The following is a 207-nucleotide window of genomic DNA, read 5'->3' as shown; positions in this document are numbered from 1 at the left end:
ATTCTACCAATATGATCCCGTTACGCTGGAATGGCCGAACGAGCCGCCGGTATGGATGATTTTCGACCAGCAGCTCAAGGACAGCCAGATGATCATCACGATGATGCCGGGCGAGGATACTCCTGAATGGGTTGACAGCTCGGATTCGATTCGCGGTCTGGCCGAGAAGATCGGCGTCGATCCGGATGGATTGGAAGCTTCCGTTAA

1 protein-coding gene is annotated in these 207 nt (G+C 54.1%); it reads left to right on the top strand.

Annotated elements, in window-relative coordinates; translation table 11 throughout:
* Positions 1-207, top strand: a 207-nt coding sequence (locus ACX9YW_RS23875) for a hypothetical protein (protein ID WP_460351330.1), incomplete at both ends; no start/stop codon positions are given.

Source organism: Pseudoneobacillus rhizolycopersici (assembly GCF_054786815.1).
The sequence above is the reverse complement of the archived record's forward strand: the minus strand, read 5'-3'. Positions and strand labels throughout refer to the sequence as shown.